Here is a 14,203-nt window from a genome sequence, read left to right as displayed (position 1 = left end):
CGGCGCGACCTGAGTCCGTCCGTCGGATCACGGCGGCACGGCTCGCTGCGCCGCAGCATCGCGCGCGGCGCAGGCCGCGCAGCGAGCACGCCGGGCCACGGCGTCGCACAATTCACCGCATCACTCCAACTACACTGCGTCTGGATCGACCTATGCTGCAACAAGAAACGACCATCGTGAACAAACTCGGCCTGCATGCGCGCGCGTCGGCGAAGCTGACGCAACTGGCCGGCAACTATCAGTCGGAAATCTGGATGAGCCGCAACGGCCGCCGCATCAACGCCAAGAGCATCATGGGTGTGATGATGCTGGCCGCGGGCATCGGCAGCACGGTGCTGATCGAAACGGAAGGCCCCGACGAGCAGGACGCCATGAGCGCGCTGCTCAAGCTCATCGCCGACAAGTTCGGCGAAGGCCAGTGAAGCACGGCCGCTTTTAGCCTCCCGACGCCGCGTTTCGACGCGGCGTTTTCATTTGCTCGACGCGGTATTCGCTTACGGTGTCTTGCAAGGCCTAAAGATCGGCGCAAGTCGGACGAAATACGAAGACACTCCCCGCGCCGCGAAGACTTGCCGCGCTGCAAAACGCGTGTCGCCAGGGAACATCGGCACGCAGCGGAATTTATAATGACGGGCGGGGTCAGAGAGTGCGCATTGCAGCGGTTTGCCGCGGCATCACATAACCAGAGGAGGTGCGCGTGCCGTTCACGCTGCATGGAATTCCCGTATCGCGCGGTATTGCCATCGGGCGGGCGTATTTGATCGCTCCGGCCGCGCTCGACGTCGATCACTATCTGGTCGAGTTGTCGCAGATCGAAGCCGAAATCGAGCGCTTTCGGGCCGCGCTCAAGCTCGTCGAGCAGGAACTCGACACGCTGCGCGCCGACCTCGCCGCCGACGCGCCCAGCGAAATGGGCGCGTTCATCGGCGTGCACCTCATGATCCTGAACGACGTGATGCTCGTGCAGGAGACCGTGGACCTCATCCGCACGCGCCGCTTCAACGTCGAGTGGGCGCTCACCGAGCAGCTCGAACGCATCACGCGCCACTTCGACGAAGTCGAGGACGAATACCTGCGCGAACGCAAGGCCGACATCGAGCAGGTGGTCGAGCGCGTGCTCAAGGCGCTCGCGGGCGCGTCGCCCACGCCGCTGCACGGCAGCTGCGACGAGATGATCGTGGTCGCGCACGACATCGCGCCCGCCGACATGCTGCAGTTCAAGGGCCAAACCTTCCAGGGCTTCGTCACCGATCTGGGCGGCCGCACCTCGCATACGGCGATCGTCGCGCGCAGCCTGGGCATCCCGGCGGCGGTCGGCGTGCAGCAGGCGAGCGCGCTGATCCGCCAGGACGATCTCATCATCGTCGATGGCGATCATGGCGTGGTGATCGTCGATCCCGCGCCCATCGTGCTCGAGGAGTACACCTATCGCCAGAGCGAGATGGCGCTCGAGCGCCGCAAGCTGCAGCGCCTGAAGTTCTCGCCCACGCAGACGCTGTGCGGCACGCGCATCCAGCTCAGCGCGAACATCGAGCTGCCCGAGGACGCCCAGGCGGCGCTCGATTCGGGCGCGACCGGCGTGGGCCTGTTCCGCACCGAGTTCCTGTTCATGAATCACAAGGACCAGTTGCCGGAAGAGGACGAGCAGTTCGAGGCCTACAAGCGCGCGGCCGAGCTGATGAACGGGCTGCCCGTGACCATCCGCACGATCGACGTGGGCGCGGACAAGCCGCTCGATGCGCTCACCGGCGCCGACGGCTACGAGACCGCTGCGAACCCGGCGCTGGGCCTGCGCGCGATCCGCTGGAGCCTGTCCGAGCCGCAGATGTTCCTCACGCAGCTGCGCGCGATCCTGCGCGCCTCGGCGTTCGGCAACGTGAAGATCCTGATCCCGATGCTCGCGCACGCGCAGCAGATCGATCAGACGCTCGACCTGATCCGCGAGGCGCGGCGTCAGCTCGACGACGCGGGCCTCGCCTACGACTCGAACATCCAGGTGGGCGCGATGATCGAGATTCCGGCGGCGGCGCTGGCCTTGCCGATGTTCCTGCGCCGGCTCGACTTCCTCTCGATCGGCACCAACGATCTGATTCAGTACACGCTCGCGATCGACCGCGCCGACAACGCCGTGGCCGATCTCTACGACCCGCTGCATCCGGCGGTGCTGCAACTGATCGCGCACACGCTGCGCGAGGCGAAGCGCGCGGGCGTGCCGGTCTCCGTGTGTGGCGAGATGGCGGGCGATCCGCAGCTCACGCGACTGCTGCTCGGCATGGGGCTCACGGAGTTCTCGATGCATCCGAGCCAGTTGCTGGTGGTGAAGCAGGAGATCCTGCGCTCGCAATTGAAGGCGCTCGAAAAGCCGGTCGCCGATGTGCTGGCCGCCTACGAGCCCGAAGAGTTGCAGGCGGCGTTGGGGCGTCTCGCGCAGGCGTGATCCGCGCGGTCTTGCTTCTCGTGCTTCCCGTACCCGTCGTGCTTCAAGAGCAAAAAAGCCCCGGCATGCCGGGGCTTTTTTGTTGGCGCGCTCACACGTGCCGTTCGCCGCAGACGGCGCAATCGGGCTGGCGCGCGATGCGCATCGTGTTCCATTCCATGCGCAGCGAATCGAGCATCATCAGCCGGCCGACGAGCGGCGTGCCGATCTCGCCGACCACGCGGAGCGCTTCCGCGGCCTGCATCGCGCCGATGATGCCCACCGTGGGCGCGAACACGCCCATCGTCGAGCACGCGACTTCCTCGAACGGCTGATCTTCGGGGAACACGCAGGCGTAGCAGGGCGAGTCTTCGCGGCGGAAATCGAAGGTGCTGATCTGGCCGTCGAAGCGCAGCGCCGCGCCCGAGACGAGCGGCACGCCATGCTTCACGCAGGCGCGGTTGATCGCGTGGCGCGTGGCGAAGTTGTCGGTGCAATCGAGCACCACGCTCATCTTCGGCACCTGCTCGTCGAGCCAGGCGTCGTCGATGCGCGCGTGCACGGCGTTGACCGTCACCTCCGGATTCAGGCGCGCGATGGCTTCGCGGCCCGACTCGACCTTGGCGCGGCCGACCGACGCCGTCTCGTGCATGATCTGCCGCTGCAGATTGGTGAGATCGACCGTGTCGTTGTCGACGAGCGTGAGCGTGCCCACGCCCGACGCCGCGAGATACATCGCCGCCGGCGAGCCGAGGCCGCCCGCGCCGATCACGAGTGCATGCGCGTCGAGAAAGCGCTGCTGCGCCTCGATGCCGATCTCGTCGACGAGGATATGGCGGGAATAGCGGAGGAGTTGGTCGTCGTTCATCGCGGGGCGCACGGTGCGAGGCGCGCGATGGACAGAAGGCCGGGAGACGCGCGCCGGAAATACGGATTCGCGAAAGTCGCGAAGTTCGTATTGTACCGGCGGCGGGAGCTTCGCTCCGGGGCGCGCGTTGCGGTGCTAACGCGGGCTCCGGAGCGGGTGAGGCAGATGCAGCTTACTTCGCGGGAGCCGAGGCCGGCGCGGGCGCCGTTGCAGGTGCGGAAGCGGCGGCCGGAGCCGACGCGCCCGGCGCCATGATCAGCGCGCCCGGCTTCACGGCGATGGGCGCCGAAGCCGAGGTAGGCGGCTTCTGCTGCGCCATGCGGCGCTCCATCGGCGACTTCGATTCGACCACCGGCTTGCCCTGAAGCTTGTTCAGCGCCTGCTGGAGCATGAAGTCGTCAGTCGAACCGAATTCGACCGGCTTGCGCTCGCGATCCTTCTGGCGCTGTTCCGGCGTCTTCTTGTCGTTCTGCTCTTCAAGCTGACGCAGCATGTCCATGCGCTCCTGCTCGCGCACGTCCTGCTCCTTCTTCTCGTCCGGATCCTGCGTGTTGGCGAGGTGGTTCTGATAGTCCACTTCGCGCGTGACGAGTGCGTCGTCCGGATCGCCGTCCGCGTACTGATCGACCGCGACGTCAGGACGGATGCCCTTGTTCTGGATCGAGCGGCCGCTCGGCGTGTAGTAGTACGCCGTGGTCAGACGCAGCGCCGTGTCGGCCGTCATCGGACGCACGGTTTGCACCGAGCCCTTGCCGAACGTCGTCTTGCCGATGATGAGCGCACGCTTCTGGTCCTGCAGCGCGCCCGCGACGATTTCCGACGCCGACGCCGAGTAGGCGTTGGTCAGCACGATCATCGGCACGGTCTTGAACTCAGCCGCTTCGCCCTTGAGCGGGTCGCCGTCGAACGACGGCAGGCGGTAGTTCTCGTAGTTGTCGCGATAGACCTGCTTCGAGTCCGGAATCTGGCCGTTCGTCGAGACGACGACCGAGTCGGCCGGCAGGAACGCGCCCGCCACGCCGACCGCGCTTTGCAGCAGACCGCCGCCGTTGTTGCGCAGATCGAGGATGAGGCCCTTCAGGTTCGGCTCCTGACGCGCGATGTCCTGCAGCTTGGCTGCGAGGTCAGGCGTGGTGCGTTCCTGGAAGCTCGTGATGCGGATGTACGCGTAACCCGGCGCGAGGATCTTCGACTTCACGCTCTGCACCTTGATGATGGCGCGCGTGATGGTGAGCGGGAAGGTGCGGTCGTCGGTCTTGCGGAAGATCGTGAGCGTGACCTTCGTGCCCGGATCGCCGCGCATCTGCTTGACCGCCTGGTCGAGCGTCATGCCGCGCACGGGCTTGTCGTTGATACGCGTGATGAGGTCGCCCGGACGGATGCCGGCGCGGAACGCGGGCGTGTCTTCGATGGGCGAGATCACCTTGATCAGGCCGTCTTCCGAGGAGATCTCGATGCCGAGGCCCGCGAAGCGGCCCTTGGTCTGCTCCTGGAGTTCCTGGTAGTCGGTCTTGTCGAGATACGACGAATGCGGGTCGAGACTCGACACCATGCCCTTGATGGCGGCGGTGAGGAGCTTCTTGTCGTCGACCGGCGTGACGTACTCATGCTTGATCTGACCGAAGACTTCGGCGAAGAGCCGCAGCTGGTCGAGCGGCAGCGGCTCGATCACGGTCTGCTGGGTCTGCTGCGCCGAGGCGGAAATCTGCAGGGTGGCAAATACGCCGGTCGCGAGGCCAGCGGCGATCAGGCCGATGTTTTTCAGGTTCTTTCGCATAGAGTTTGTTGCGTGCGGTCGAGGCGCGTGAAAAATAGGCGCGTGGCAGCGTCTAATGGAAAAGCGACGGACAAGTATAACTGCACAGTTGCCGCGTCTGTGTACAAGGCGCGTTCAGCGTCGGGTTCGACGGATGACCGCGCGTGAATCGAAGCTCGCGGCGAGCCGAACGTTGCGTGTTCGACAACCGCGATGCGGCCGGGTTCGCAAGCCGCGTGCCGTGAATTGTGCCGTGAATTGCGCCGCAAAGGCAGACTGGATGCGGGTGTGACGGCGAACTGGCGCGAAGCTGGCGGCGCCGTCAGCCTGGCGCGCGAGCGTGCGCGATGACGCGCGATGACGATAGCGGCGAGTAGTCCGCGCGAAAGGATGGCGCAAGGGATCGCGCGCGAGAGGATGCTGGGCGCAGCGTCGACGTCGGATGCGAATCGACATGCGTGCTTGAGTCGCCAGGTTCAGGCGGCCTGCGGGTAAACCGGCGGCGCCCGCTCGAAAGGAGCGGGCGCCGGCGAGAGTCATGCGTGAGCGAGGCGAGGATCAGCCTGCTTTCTTGCCCTGGTTCGCGACGGCGGCCTGCGCCTGCACGATGGCCTCGGCGTCGCCGAGGTAGTAATGCTTGATGGGCTTGAGGTTCTCGTCGAGTTCATAGACGAGCGGCACGCCGTTCGGAATGTTCAGGCCGACGATGTCGCTGTCCGAGATGCCGTCCAGATACTTCACGAGCGCGCGGATCGAGTTGCCGTGCGCGGCGATCACGACGTTCTTGCCCGACTTGATGGCCGGCGCGATCGACTCGTTCCACAGCGGCAGCACGCGCGCGACCGTGTCCTTCAGGCACTCGGTCAGCGGCAGCTGCTCGCGCGGCACCTTGGCGTAGCGCGGGTCGTTGTAGGCCGTGCGGTCGTCCGACGGATCGAGCGCGGGCGGCGGCGTGTCGTAGCTGCGGCGCCAGACGAGCACCTGTTCGTCGCCGTACTTCGCAGCCGTTTCCGCCTTGTTCAGGCCCGAAAGCGCGCCGTAATGACGCTCGTTCAGACGCCACGAGTGGACGACCGGGAGGTACATCTGGTCCATCTGGTCCTGGACGTGCCAGAGCGTGCGGATCGCGCGCTTGAGCACCGACGTGTAGGCGATGTCGAACGCATAGCCCGACGCCTTGAGGAGCTGGCCGGCCTGCTGGGCCTCGCGATTGCCCTGTTCGGTCAGGTCGACGTCCACCCAGCCGGTGAAGCGGTTTTCCTTGTTCCACGTCGATTCGCCGTGGCGGATGAGTACGAGTTTGTACATGAGGATGCCGGTCGGTAGTGAAGGAAGCGGTAATCGGGGACGGGAACGTCCAGCAAACCAGGGCGGCCCGGTCCAGCGGGTTGCGCGCCCGGGCTGGGGGGCGTCAACCCTGCGACAAACGGTTATTTTATAATGAGCGGATTGTCCGAACTCGATTTCCCACGATTTCTCTTTTTCCCGGCGGCCTCTCCGTGACGTTCTTCACCAATTACATCAACCTTGTTCTCATCGCGATCGTCCTCATCTCAGGAGGGTTGCTCCTGTGGCCGACGCTCAAGCGCGGCGGCCGCGGCGGCGTGTCGGCCGCCGAAGCCACGCAGATGATCAACCGCCGCAACGCGGTGGTGATCGACGTGCGTTCGGCCGACGAGTTCGCGAAGGGCCATCTGCCCGCCGCCCGCCATCTGCCGATGAGCGAGCTGCAAGGCAAGATCGGCCAGTTCGTGAAGAACAAGAGCAACCCGGTGCTGCTGGTCTGCCAGACGGGCCAGCACTCGAACAAGGCCGCGAGTCTTGTGAAGGAAGCCGGTTTTGCCGAAGTCCACGTGCTGGACGGCGGCGTGAACGCCTGGCAGCAGGCCGGTATGCCGGTCGTGAAACAAGGAGGTTCGAAGTGAACAAAGTGGTCATGTACAGCACCCAGGTGTGCCCGTATTGCCAGATGGCCGAACGTCTTTTAAAGTCGCGCGGCGTCGAACACATCGAGAAAGTGCTGATCGACCGGGATCCGGCGCGTCGTGAAGAAATGATGACGCGCACCGGCCGTCGCACGGTACCGCAGGTCTATATCGGCGAGACGCATGTGGGCGGTTACGATGACCTCTCCGCGCTCGACCGTGCAGGCGGCCTGATGCCGCTGCTCGAAGCCACGGCCTGAGTTTCGGTCCGCGCATCGATCCGCGCGCCGGTTCGATGCACTCGCCGCCCCGCAAGGGCGGTTCGGGCGCGGTAACAGCGCCCCAGGTTTCGCCCGCGCGAGCCGAAAAGGTTCGCGCGGGCGTGTTGTCGTTTGTTGCTGCTCAGTGCGGCTGCGTCGCGCGGACTCGCCTCATTGCGAGACCTTGCGATACTGTGCAGCCGCAGTTCATTTAATCAGGAAGCCAAACACCATGTCTGACGAGAATAACCAGCCGTTCTTCAACATCCAGCGCATTTACCTCAAGGACCTGTCGCTCGAGCAGCCGAACTCGCCGGCCATCTTCCTTGAGCAGGACATGCCGTCGGTTGAAGTGGAAGTCGACGTCAAGGCCGAACGCCTCGCGGAATCGGTGTTCGAGATCCTCGTCACCGGCACGGTCACCGCCAAGGTCAAGGACAAGGTTGCGTTCCTGATCGAAGCCAAGCAAGCCGGCATTTTCGACATCCGCAACATCCCGGCCGAACAGGTCGATCCGCTCGTCGGCATCGCTTGCCCGACCATCCTGTTCCCGTATCTGCGCTCGAACATCGCCGACGCGATCACGCGTGCGGGCTTCCCGCCGATCCATCTCGCCGAGATCAACTTCCAGGCGCTCTACGAGCAACGCCTGCAGCAGATCGCGCAGCAGCAGGACGGCGCCAGCAACGCCACGCATTGATCGTTTTTGATCGCTGATCGAACCAACCGGTGCGGAGTATCGGAATGAAAGTCGCCGTTCTCGGCGCCGGAGCGTGGGGCACCGCGCTGGCGGGCCATCTGGCCCAGGCGCATGACACGGTGTTGTGGGCGCGCGATGGCGCGCTCGTCGACGCCCTGCGCAAGACGCACGAGAACGCCCGCTATCTCGCGGGCGTCTCGCTGCCTGAATCTCTCCAGTACGAAACCGATCTCGCCGCCGCGCTCGACTACGGCGCCAGCGAGGCGGATCTGGTCGTGCTCGGCACGCCTGTCGCGGGTCTGCGCGACATGCTGCGCACGATGCGCGACATGGGCCGCGTGCCCGCGCATTTCGTGTGGCTCTGCAAAGGCTTCGAAGCCGACTCGCAACTGATGCCGCATCAGGTCGTTGCGGCGGAATTGCCCGACCACGCGAGCAATGGCGTGCTGTCCGGCCCGAGTTTCGCGCGCGAAGTGGGCGAGGGTCTGCCCGTCGCGCTCACGGTCGCGAGCGCGTCGGCCGACTGCCGCGAGCGCACGCTCGCCGCATTCCATCACCGCGCGATGCGCATCTATACCGGCGACGACGTCGTCGGCGTGGAAGTGGGCGGCGCGGTCAAGAACGTGCTCGCCATCGCCACCGGCATCTCGGACGGCCTCGGCCTCGGCCTGAACGCACGCGCCGCGCTCATCACGCGCGGTCTCGCGGAAATGACGCGTCTGGGCGCCGCGCTTGGCGGCCGCGCGGAGACCTTTACCGGTCTCACGGGCCTCGGCGACCTCATCCTCACCGCGACCGGCGACCTGTCGCGCAACCGCACCGTCGGCAGGCAGCTGGCGAGCGGGCGCACGCTCGACGACATCCTCGGCGCGCTCGGCCACGTGGCCGAAGGCGTGCGCTGCGCGCGCGCCGTGGCGGCGATCGCGCGCGCGCATCAGATCGACATGCCGATCACCGAGGCGGTATGCGCCGTGCTGTTCGACGGCGTGGCGCCGCGCGACGCCGTGAGCGCCCTGCTCAGGCGCGACGCGAAGGCGGAGTAGTCCTGCGCTGCCACGGCGCGTCTTCGTCGTGAAGGCGCGAGATTCGCGCGAGGTTGCGCACAAGCGCGCAAGGAGGACCGTCATGCTCACCATCGGATCCTGCCGCATCGAGGCGCGGGTCGTGGACATCACGACGCTCGCCGTCGATGCCATCGTGAACGCCGCGAACACCTTGCTGCTCGGCGGCGGCGGCGTGGACGGCGCGATTCATCGCGCGGCCGGCCCCGAGCTGCTGCGCGAGTGCGAGACGCTGCACGGCTGCCCGACCGGCGACGCCAAACTCACCGCCGGCTACCGGCTTCCCGCACAGCACGTGATTCACACCGTCGGTCCGGTCTGGCACGGTGGCGGGCGCGACGAGGCGTTCCTGCTGGCCTCGTGCTACCGGCGCTCGCTCGAGGTCGCGCGCGAGGCGAACGTGCGGAGCATCGCGTTTCCCGCGATCAGCTGCGGCGTGTATCGATTCCCGCCCGACGAGGCGGCGAGCATCGCGCTCGCGACCGTCATCGACACCTTGCCCGCGTATCCGGCGCTCGAACGCGTGATCTTCGCGTGCTTCGACGAGGCGATGCTCGCGCGTTACGAGCGCGAACTGCGTGCCCGATAAGCCCGCATCGCCGTCAATCCGCGCTTATTCCCCGCCTTCGAAACCGGCCTGACGCCACGCTTCGAACACCACGACCGCGACCGTATTCGACAGATTCAGGCTGCGATTGCCGGGCCGCATCGGCAGGCGCACGCGCTGTTCGGGCGCGAAGCGCTCCAGCACGCCATCGGGCAGCCCGCGCGTTTCCGCACCGAACACGAACCAGTCGCCCGGCAGGAACGCGTGGTCGTGAAAGCGCCCCGAGCCGCGTGTGGTGAACGCGAACATGCGCGACGGATCGGGCGTCTCCTTGGCGACGAACGCGTCCCAGTTGGCGTGCACGTGCATTTGCGCGTATTCGTGATAGTCGAGGCCCGCGCGGCGCATCTTCGTGTCGTCGAGCGGAAAGCCGAGCGGCTCGATCAGATGCAGCCGGGCGCCCGTGTTCGCGCACAGGCGAATGACGTTACCGGTGTTCGGCGGAATTTCCGGTTCGACGAGAACGACGTTGAACATGATGATGAAACTCGTGAAAAGACGATAAAAACGATAAAAAAGCGCGCGGCACTCAGTCCTTCGGCGTGCGAAGCGCGACGAAATTCGTCACGCGCCGCGCACCCGCGGCCTTGAGCGTGCGGGCGAGGGCGTCGAGCGTCGCGCCCGAAGTCATGACGTCGTCGACCACGCCGAGGTGCAGGCCGCGCAGATCGGTGCGCGTTAGCGCGAACGCCCGGCCCACGTTGCGGCGGCGCGTTTCGCGGTCGAGCTTCGATTGCGGCGCCGTGTGCAGCGTGCGGCGCAGCAGCGTGGCTTCGGCACGCGTGCCGAGCGCGCGCGCCAGCGGTTTCGCGATCAGCCACGCCTGGTTGTAGCCGCGTTCGATCAGGCGCTCGCGCGAAAGCGGCACGGGCACGATCAGGTCGGGCACGCCGGTTTCGTCGCTTGCGGCGGACTCCGCAGCATCGAGCCAATCTTCGGCGGCCAGCGCGAGCCGCCGCGCGAATTCCTCGCCCAGCGCGAGTCGCGCGCGGAACTTGAGCCCGCGCGCGAGACCGTCGAGCGGCGCGCGATAGTCGGCGAGCGCGAGCGTCGCATCGAAGGCGGGCGGTGTTTTCAGGCACGCCTCACAGCGATGGCGGGCGCGTTCCGGCTCCGCGCCATCCCGTCGGTGCATTGCGCGCCGCGCGCTCGCGAGCGGCAGCGCGCACACCGCGCAACGCAGCCGCGCCTCGTTCCAGTACGCGGCATCGCAGCCTTCGCACAGCAGACCGCGCGAGCTGGAGGCGACGGACACGCTGAAACTGCCTCGCGTCAAATTGCCGCATAATGGACACGGATTGGGCAGCACGAAGTGGGCGAGCCGCGACCAACGCGCTCGCACGCTCTGGCAGACGCGCGGCATGGCCCGGGATGGGTTCGAACCCTGGGTCCGGCAAGCGGCGCGTCGCGAGGCGGGCGACTCAAGAGACGTCGAAGGGGACGTCGAAGCGGGCGGCGGCGGCATCGAAGGGCGGCCCGTAGCGGGCTCGTGAACTGAAAGGATGGGAGTGAGCGAGTATACTTCGCAGACTTCGCCAATACGACCGACATGTCCCCGTCTCACCCCAGACCCGGCCGTCCGGCCTATGATCCGCGCCATGTGCAGCGGATTTTCGATCGTCGCGCGGCGACTTTCGACGAGGTCGCGTTCCTGCCGCGAGAAATCGCGAGCCGCATGCGCGAGCGCCTCGACTACATCAAGGTGAGCCCCACGAGCGTGCTCGACCTGGGCTGCGGCCCCGGTGACGACCTTCCGAATCTGCGTGAGCGCTTCCCCGAAGCGCCGGTGTTCGGCGCCGATCTCTCGTTCGCGATGCTCGAGCGCGCCCGCGCGCACGACGCCGGCGACACGAGCTGGCGCCGGTTCCTCCCCGTTTCGATCGGCCGGGCGCTCGGCGCACGCGGTCCGCGTTTCGCGCAGGCCGACTTCGCCGAACTGCCGTTTGCGCACGGCGCATTCGAGATGCTGTGGTCGAACCTCGCGCTGCACTGGCATCCGCGCCCGGACCTCGTGTTCGGCGAATGGCAGCGCGTGCTCAAGGTGAACGGCCTGCTGATGTTCAGCACACTCGGCCCCGACACGCTCAAGGAACTGCGCGGCGCCTACGCCGAAGTCGAGGCCGCGCACGGCGTGGCCACGCAGCCGCATGTGATCGATTTCGTCGACATGCACGATCTCGGCGACATGCTGGTCGAGAACGGCTTCGAAATTCCGGTGATGGATCAGGAGACGCTCACCGTCACCTACAAGACGCCGGAAAAGCTGCTCGCCGACGTGCGCCGCTGGGGCGCCTATCCGTTCGGCTGGGAAGCGGCCGACGCCGACGCGCCCGCGCTCGCGCCGCGCCGCCTCTATCGCGCATTGCTGGACGCGCTCGAGGCACGCCGGCTGCACGACGGACCGAACGCGGGGACCATCCCGCTCACCTTCGAAATCATCTACGGACACGCCTGGAAGGCCGTGCCGCGCACGACGGCGGAAGGCCACGGGATCGTGCGGATCGAAGATATTGGACGCGGATCGGCAAGGAATCGCTGACGTGGTAAGGGGGCTTTCGTTATGCCTGAAATTAGCGCCTGAAAAGCCCCCGAATTTTTGTTGAAAAATCGCTGTAAGTGCCGTCTGGTAAGGGTTTTAGGCAGATTGGGGCTTGCTTGTGAGGGCTGGGGTTCGCGCCTATAATGCGTCAGCTTGCTGCACGGACAGACCCCAAATCCGACACGGCAAGTCCAGATCTCCCGCAGTTGTGTAAGGCGCAAAGCGGCGATAGTCTGAGGATGTTGCAGTGGGGGAAGCGAGCGATGCAGACATCTGATCTGCTGGCGAGTCCGGAGCCGGTCCTGCAAGACTGGACCATGAAGCGCAATTGTTCGGCTTCGCCCAGGCAATTCGTGTTGTTCTATGTGTCGCTGGCGCTGGTCTCCATCGCGATCGCCGTTCTGCTGTTGATCCACGGCGCCTGGCTGGTTTTGCCGTTCACTGGAATCGATCTGTTGGTAGTTGGGGGCGCCTTCGCCATCTATGCGCGCCATGCTGTCGATTACGAACGTATCAGGCTATATCCGAACCGGCTGGTGATCGAGCAGATGAGCGCCGACGCGCTCACCCAGTTCGAATTCAATCCCCGCTGGGTCCGGGTCGAGCCGGGCGCGACCCCACGCGATCCGGTGCGTCTCGTGTCCCGCGGCCAGGCGGTCGCTGTCGGGTTGCATCTGCCGCAGTATCGGCGTGCGCAGTTCGCGCGGGAACTGCGTGCGTGGCTTGCGCGCGCGGGTTGAATTCATGCGCGATGCGTCATCTTACGAGTCGCGGCGCGAGCGCCCCAGGGCGCGACCTGATTGCGAAACCTTCCTGCGGGGTCGAGGGTTTGAATGGAAAATATGGGTAAGGAAGCTATGAAAACAATCAAGCGAGCCCTACAGGGCGTGCTCGCGTGCAGCGGACTTCTGGTCGCGGGCGCGGCACTCGCAGTCGGAGACAGTCCGGGCGGTCCAGCGGTCAACGAGATCAATCTCCAGCCGCCCGTCACGCGCATCGCAGAAGAGCTTTACAGCCTCCATACGATGATGCTGATCCTATGCACGGTGATTTTCATCGGCGTATTCGGCGTCATGTTCTATTCGATTTTTGCGCACCGCAAATCGAAGGGTCATCAGGCCGCGCATTTCCACGAGAGCACGACCGTCGAAATCATCTGGACGGTGGTGCCGTTCGTGATCGTCGTGCTGATGGCGCTGCCGGCGACCAAGGCCGTCGTGGCGATGAAAGACACCTCCAACGCCGACCTCACCGTGAAGGTCACCGGCTATCAGTGGAAGTGGGGCTACGACTACGTGAAGGGGCCGGGCGAGGGCATCAGCTTTCTCTCGACGCTGAGCACGCCGCGCGCCGAAGTGAACGGCCACGCGCCGATCACCGACACCTATCTGCAGGAAGTCGACAACCCGCTCGTCGTGCCGGTCAACAAGAAGATCCGCGTGATCACGACCGCCAACGACGTGGTGCACTCGTGGTACGTGCCCGCGTTCGGCGTGAAGCAGGACGCGATTCCGGGCTTCGTGCGCGACACGTGGTTCAAGGCCGAGAAGACGGGCACCTACCGCGGCTTCTGTACCGAGCTGTGCGGCAAGGAACACGCCTACATGCCGGTCGTGGTCGAAGTGCTGTCCGACGACGATTACGCGAAGTGGGTGCAGACGCAGAAGGCGAAGATGTCCGCCGCTAATGACGACCCGAACAAGACCTACACGCTGGCGGAACTCAAGGAGCGCGGCGCGAAGGTGTACGCGGCCAACTGCGCGGTGTGCCACCAGCCGACCGGCAAGGGTGCGGGCGACTTTCCGGCGCTCGACGGCAGCAAGGTCGCGAACGGCCCGATCGCCGAGCACGTGAGCATCGTGCTGCACGGCAAGAACGCCATGCCGTCGTGGGCGCCCACGCTCAACGACGTGGAGATCGCTTCGGTCATCACGTTCGAGCGCAATTCGTGGGGCAACCACATGGGCGACCTCCTGCAACCGCGTCAGGTCGCCGACGCCCGCAACGGCAAGTTGCCCGAAGGCGGCGCGACGGCTGCGGCGGGTGCGGATCAGGGCGCGGCGAGCGGTGC

General features: G+C 65.9%; 15 protein-coding genes. 10 read left to right on the top strand and 5 right to left on the bottom strand.

The genetic code is table 11. The features are described 5' to 3' along the window. Positions 1 to 152 precede the first annotated feature (152 nt). Together G3N97_RS28980 and ptsP are read left to right on the top strand one after the other, a co-directional pair. A complete protein-coding gene (locus G3N97_RS28980) occupies positions 153 to 422 on the top strand; it encodes an HPr family phosphocarrier protein (RefSeq protein WP_065062107.1) in 270 nt (89 codons plus the stop codon). Positions 423 to 697: 275 nt separating this feature from the next. Continuing rightward, positions 698 to 2,437, top strand: coding sequence for a phosphoenolpyruvate--protein phosphotransferase (gene ptsP / locus G3N97_RS28975; RefSeq protein WP_205996399.1), 1,740 nt, complete (start codon positions 698 to 700; stop codon positions 2,435 to 2,437). A gap of 91 nt (positions 2,438 to 2,528) precedes the next feature. On the opposite strand, the gene moeB is transcribed toward ptsP, so the two are convergent. The 3 genes from moeB to gpmA all read right to left on the bottom strand — a co-directional run bounded on the left by moeB (position 2,529) and on the right by gpmA (position 6,348). Next, the gene (gene moeB, locus G3N97_RS28970; RefSeq protein ID WP_205996398.1) at positions 2,529 to 3,284 is read right to left on the bottom strand and encodes a molybdopterin-synthase adenylyltransferase MoeB; all 756 of its coding nucleotides are present in this window, start codon (positions 3,282 to 3,284) and stop codon (positions 2,529 to 2,531) included. A gap of 172 nt (positions 3,285 to 3,456) precedes the next feature. Beyond that, positions 3,457 to 5,061, bottom strand: coding sequence for a S41 family peptidase (locus G3N97_RS28965; RefSeq protein WP_065062111.1), 1,605 nt, complete (start codon positions 5,059 to 5,061; stop codon positions 3,457 to 3,459). A gap of 537 nt (positions 5,062 to 5,598) precedes the next feature. Then, positions 5,599 to 6,348 (bottom strand): 2,3-diphosphoglycerate-dependent phosphoglycerate mutase, encoded by a 750-nt coding sequence (gpmA, locus tag G3N97_RS28960; RefSeq protein ID WP_205996397.1) that lies wholly within the window; start codon positions 6,346 to 6,348, stop codon positions 5,599 to 5,601. Positions 6,349 to 6,539: 191 nt separating this feature from the next. On the opposite strand from gpmA, the gene G3N97_RS28955 reads away from it, so the two are divergent. The 5 genes from G3N97_RS28955 to G3N97_RS28935 all read left to right on the top strand — a co-directional run bounded on the left by G3N97_RS28955 (position 6,540) and on the right by G3N97_RS28935 (position 9,575). Next, positions 6,540 to 6,965, top strand: coding sequence for a rhodanese-like domain-containing protein (locus tag G3N97_RS28955; protein ID WP_065062115.1), 426 nt, complete (start codon positions 6,540 to 6,542; stop codon positions 6,963 to 6,965). Beyond that, on the top strand, positions 6,962 to 7,225 hold the full coding sequence (grxC, locus tag G3N97_RS28950) for a glutaredoxin 3 (RefSeq protein ID WP_205996396.1): 264 nt from the start codon (positions 6,962 to 6,964) through the stop codon (positions 7,223 to 7,225). The genes G3N97_RS28955 and grxC overlap by 4 nt, the downstream gene beginning before the upstream one ends. A 232-nt stretch (positions 7,226 to 7,457) precedes the next feature. Next, positions 7,458 to 7,925 carry a protein-export chaperone SecB gene (gene secB / locus G3N97_RS28945; protein ID WP_065062119.1) on the top strand — a complete coding sequence of 156 codons (468 nt, stop codon included), beginning with the start codon at positions 7,458 to 7,460 and terminating at the stop codon, positions 7,923 to 7,925. Positions 7,926 to 7,969: 44 nt separating this feature from the next. Next, a complete protein-coding gene (locus G3N97_RS28940; protein WP_205996395.1) occupies positions 7,970 to 8,968 on the top strand; it encodes an NAD(P)H-dependent glycerol-3-phosphate dehydrogenase in 999 nt (332 codons plus the stop codon). A gap of 82 nt (positions 8,969 to 9,050) precedes the next feature. Continuing rightward, positions 9,051 to 9,575, top strand: coding sequence for an O-acetyl-ADP-ribose deacetylase (locus tag G3N97_RS28935; protein WP_205996394.1), 525 nt, complete (start codon positions 9,051 to 9,053; stop codon positions 9,573 to 9,575). 24 nt (positions 9,576 to 9,599) lie between these two features. On the opposite strand, the gene trmL is transcribed toward G3N97_RS28935, so the two are convergent. Together trmL and G3N97_RS28925 are read right to left on the bottom strand one after the other, a co-directional pair. Next, positions 9,600 to 10,070: a tRNA (uridine(34)/cytosine(34)/5-carboxymethylaminomethyluridine(34)-2'-O)-methyltransferase TrmL gene (gene trmL, locus G3N97_RS28930; protein WP_110325345.1), complete on the bottom strand. Its 471-nt coding sequence runs from the start codon at positions 10,068 to 10,070 to the stop codon at positions 9,600 to 9,602. Between the two features lie 52 nt (positions 10,071 to 10,122). Continuing rightward, positions 10,123 to 10,956, bottom strand: coding sequence for a ComF family protein (locus G3N97_RS28925; RefSeq protein ID WP_205996393.1), 834 nt, complete (start codon positions 10,954 to 10,956; stop codon positions 10,123 to 10,125). A gap of 186 nt (positions 10,957 to 11,142) precedes the next feature. Here G3N97_RS28925 and G3N97_RS28920 point away from each other — a divergent pair, with 186 nt between their 5' ends. The 3 genes from G3N97_RS28920 to coxB form a co-directional block, all read left to right on the top strand. Further along, positions 11,143 to 12,132, top strand: coding sequence for a methyltransferase domain-containing protein (locus G3N97_RS28920; protein WP_205996392.1), 990 nt, complete (start codon positions 11,143 to 11,145; stop codon positions 12,130 to 12,132). 263 nt (positions 12,133 to 12,395) lie between these two features. Beyond that, a complete protein-coding gene (locus G3N97_RS28915; protein ID WP_205996391.1) occupies positions 12,396 to 12,872 on the top strand; it encodes a DUF2244 domain-containing protein in 477 nt (158 codons plus the stop codon). A gap of 93 nt (positions 12,873 to 12,965) precedes the next feature. After that, positions 12,966 to 14,203: cytochrome c oxidase subunit II (gene coxB, locus G3N97_RS28910; RefSeq protein ID WP_205996390.1), on the top strand; the 1,238-nt coding region annotated here is incomplete at its 3' end.

This window comes from Paraburkholderia sp. Ac-20347 (assembly GCF_017104805.1).
In the GTDB taxonomy this organism is placed as follows: domain Bacteria; phylum Pseudomonadota; class Gammaproteobacteria; order Burkholderiales; family Burkholderiaceae; genus Paraburkholderia; species Paraburkholderia tropica.
The sequence above is the reverse complement of the archived record's forward strand: the minus strand, read 5'-3'. Positions and strand labels throughout refer to the sequence as shown.

What these genes read in the sequence shown, in the direction of transcription:
- G3N97_RS28925 (WP_205996393.1), bottom strand. Translation starts at nt 10,956, where the DNA reads ATGCCGCGCGTCTGCCAGAGCGTGCGAGCGCGTTGGTCGCGGCTCGCC.
- G3N97_RS28935 (WP_205996394.1), top strand. Translation starts at nt 9,051, where the DNA reads ATGCTCACCATCGGATCCTGCCGCATCGAGGCGCGGGTCGTGGACATC.
- G3N97_RS28940 (WP_205996395.1), top strand. Translation starts at nt 7,970, where the DNA reads ATGAAAGTCGCCGTTCTCGGCGCCGGAGCGTGGGGCACCGCGCTGGCG.
- G3N97_RS28915 (WP_205996391.1), top strand. Translation starts at nt 12,396, where the DNA reads ATGCAGACATCTGATCTGCTGGCGAGTCCGGAGCCGGTCCTGCAAGAC.
- G3N97_RS28980 (WP_065062107.1), top strand. Translation starts at nt 153, where the DNA reads ATGCTGCAACAAGAAACGACCATCGTGAACAAACTCGGCCTGCATGCG.
- G3N97_RS28920 (WP_205996392.1), top strand. Translation starts at nt 11,143, where the DNA reads ATGTCCCCGTCTCACCCCAGACCCGGCCGTCCGGCCTATGATCCGCGC.
- moeB (WP_205996398.1), bottom strand. Translation starts at nt 3,284, where the DNA reads ATGAACGACGACCAACTCCTCCGCTATTCCCGCCATATCCTCGTCGAC.
- gpmA (WP_205996397.1), bottom strand. Translation starts at nt 6,348, where the DNA reads ATGTACAAACTCGTACTCATCCGCCACGGCGAATCGACGTGGAACAAG.
- trmL (WP_110325345.1), bottom strand. Translation starts at nt 10,070, where the DNA reads ATGTTCAACGTCGTTCTCGTCGAACCGGAAATTCCGCCGAACACCGGT.
- secB (WP_065062119.1), top strand. Translation starts at nt 7,458, where the DNA reads ATGTCTGACGAGAATAACCAGCCGTTCTTCAACATCCAGCGCATTTAC.
- G3N97_RS28965 (WP_065062111.1), bottom strand. Translation starts at nt 5,061, where the DNA reads ATGCGAAAGAACCTGAAAAACATCGGCCTGATCGCCGCTGGCCTCGCG.